This window comes from Streptomyces sp. 13-12-16 (assembly GCF_002114215.1).
GTDB lineage: Bacteria > Actinomycetota > Actinomycetes > Streptomycetales > Streptomycetaceae > Streptomyces.
This window is the reverse complement of sequence record NZ_NCTE01000495.1, coordinates 1-2,526: the sequence shown is the minus strand read 5'-3', so window position 1 is coordinate 2,526 and position 2,526 is coordinate 1. Positions and strand designations below refer to the sequence as shown.

Annotated in this window: 2 protein-coding genes and 1 pseudogene; 2 read left to right on the top strand and 1 reads right to left on the bottom strand. The window is 73.4% G+C overall.

Annotated features, from left to right (window positions below; all coding sequences use genetic code 11):
• Positions 1–411: 411 nt before the first annotated feature.
• On the bottom strand, positions 412–1,011 hold the full coding sequence (locus B7767_RS19550) for a histidine phosphatase family protein (protein WP_085573313.1): 600 nt from the start codon (positions 1,009–1,011) through the stop codon (positions 412–414).
• A 188-nt stretch (positions 1,012–1,199) separates the two neighbouring features.
• Between B7767_RS19550 and B7767_RS19545 the strand changes: the two genes are divergently transcribed.
• Positions 1,200–2,159, top strand: a complete 960-nt coding sequence (locus tag B7767_RS19545; RefSeq protein ID WP_085573312.1) for a phosphatase PAP2 family protein — start codon at positions 1,200–1,202, stop codon at positions 2,157–2,159.
• A pseudogene (locus B7767_RS19540) lies at positions 2,110–2,526 on the top strand (hypothetical protein); the annotation flags it as partial. The gene B7767_RS19545 and the pseudogene B7767_RS19540, both read left to right, overlap by 50 nt.

Genomic DNA, 2,526 nt, shown 5'->3' with positions numbered 1-2,526 from the left:
TCACCCGGACGAGGCGGCGGAGGCCGGAATGCAGGTCCTGGACCTCCTGACCGAGGTCCAGTCGTCCCGGGTCCGCACCATGCTGGCGGGCACATCCCGCGTACTGCTCCCCCACCGCCGGGCATCAGGCGTATCAGCCTTCCTGGACCGCCACGGCTCCCTGCCCCGCATGGTGTAGGCCACCGGAGAGGCCTCACCGCGGGCCGTGCATGCCGCGTCAGCCGCGGACAGTCGTGCCGCGTCAGCCGCGGGCAATCGTGCCTCCCCCAGTGCCTCAAGGGCCTGGGAGGTGCCCCCGGGGCGCTGGGGGTTCCCCCCTCCGGGGGAGGCACCCCGCAAGCGCCGGGCAGCGCGACCCACCCCCGCCCGGCCACAACACCGGGCACCGGGCCACGCGCCCAGAACCAGACGTCACGCAGCCGCCAGATGCCCCGTCTCGTTCCAGGACTCCACGGCCGGCTCGCCGTACGCCCAGCCCAGCACCGACAGGGAGGTCGGATTCAACCGGATGCGGGCCGCGAAACCGATCGGCAGATCCAGCCACCGCGCACCGATCGAACGGAGCATGTGCCCGTGCGCGAAGACCAGCACGTCCCGGTCGGCGGACCGGGCCCAGGCCACCACCTCGTCCGCGCGAGCCGTCACCTCGGCCAGGGTCTCCCCCTCCGGGACCCCGTCCCGCCAGATCAGCCACCCGGGCCGCACCGCCTGTATCTCCGCCGGCGTCATCCCCTCGTACGCCCCGTAGTCCCACTCCATGAGCGCGTCCCAGTTCTCCGCGCGGTCACCGAACCCGGCCAGCTCGCACGTCTCCCGCGCGCGGACCAGCGGACTGGTGCGCACCTCGACACCGGGCAGCCCGCCGTACGGCGCCCGGTGCAGGCGCTCGCCGAGCAGCTTGGCGCCCCGCCGGCCCTCCTCCAGGAGCGGCACATCGGTCCTGCCGGTGTGCTTGCCGGACAACGACCACTCGGTCTGTCCGTGCCGGGCCAGCAGGATGCGCGGTGCCATGGGAGACCTTCCGGGTGAAAATTCGCAGGCGGAACTCCCCCATCATCGCGCACCCTGGTCGCGGGCAACCCGGGGGGCGATCCACGCGTCTCTCAGGGCCGAGGACGTGTCACGGGGGACGCGCGCACACCGTAGAGTGGCTGGCCGCTGAACGGAGCGCCGCGCGGGAACAAAGGGAGAGCGATCGGATGCCGCACACCGAGGCACCGGGCACCGGGGCTGCCCAGGCGACCCGGCTGCGCTGGTGGAGGGAGCTGCCGCTCATCCTCCTGGTGTACGCCTGCTACTCGGCGGGCCGTCTGGTCGTCCGCGGGGACGTCTCCGACGCCGTCGACCACGGCCTGGCGATCCTGCGCATCGAGAAGGCGCTGTACCTCAACGCCGAGCACCCGCTGAACCGTCTCTTCACCCGTGAGCCGTGGCTCGGCATACCCGCCGACTTCTGGTACGCGTCGCTGCACTACCTGGTGACCCCGGCGGTCCTGATCTGGCTGTTCCGCTCCCACGCGGTGCGCTACCGCGCCGCCCGCACCTGGCTGATGACGTCCACCTTCATCGGCCTGATCGGCTTCACCCTGCTGCCCACCTGCCCGCCCCGGCTGCTCGACGCGAGCCACGGCTTCGTCGACACGATGGCGCACTACAGCTCGTACGGCTGGTGGGGCGGCGAGGCGAGCGCCCCGCGCGGGCTCGGCGGGATGACGAACCAGTACGCGGCGATGCCGAGCCTGCACGTGGGCTGGGCGCTGTGGTGCGGAGTGATCCTCTGGCGGTACGGGCGCACGCGCCTGACGAAGACGGCCGCCGTCGTCTACCCGCTGGTGACCACGATCGTGGTGATGGGCACCGCGAACCACTACTTCCTCGACGCGGCCGCGGGCGCCGCCGTCATGGGCGCCGGCCTGCTGCTGGCCCCGGTCGTGACGCGGTACGCGGACCGGGCGAGGGCCCGCTTCCTGACCCGCGCCGCGGTGGCCCCGGCGGACTCCTCCGCCACGGGTTCCCCGAATGTCAGTGCCGGGTGCCAGACTTCCGCGGGTGAGCGAATTCCACGGCAGCGGCACCCCGAGCCACGGTACGGAACAGGAACCGAACCGGGTGCCTCCCCCTCGGACGCGGGAGAAGGCGCTCCGGCACCGGCTCGCTGAGCTGCGCGGCCCGGAGGTCCCGGCCAAGGCGCTGGACGCGCGCGCCCTGGCCGCCCTCGCCGCCAACCCGGGCTGCAGACGGCGCGCGATCCTCGACGGCGCCGGGGTGAACAAGGCGGTGCTGGCCGACGCGTTGGGCTCGCCGTCGGTCTTCGGCCAGTCCCAGTTCGCGTTCGTACGGGGCAACGCGTTCGAGGCGAAGGTCAAGGCGGACGGCGGTACGGAACTGCTGCGCCTCGCCCACGAGAAGCTGGACCGCGCGGCCGAACCGCCCGCCGGCGCGCGCGTGCCCGATCTGACCGCGCAGGGCCCGCGGGGCCGCACGGCCCGTACGGAGCTGGCGCTGCGCGAGGCCACCGAGGCGCCC

Coding starts and splice junctions, on each gene's coding strand:
- B7767_RS19550 (WP_085573313.1), bottom strand. CDS start 1,011: ATGGCACCGCGCATCCTGCTGGCCCGGCACGGACAGACCGAGTGGTCG.
- B7767_RS19545 (WP_085573312.1), top strand. CDS start 1,200: ATGCCGCACACCGAGGCACCGGGCACCGGGGCTGCCCAGGCGACCCGG.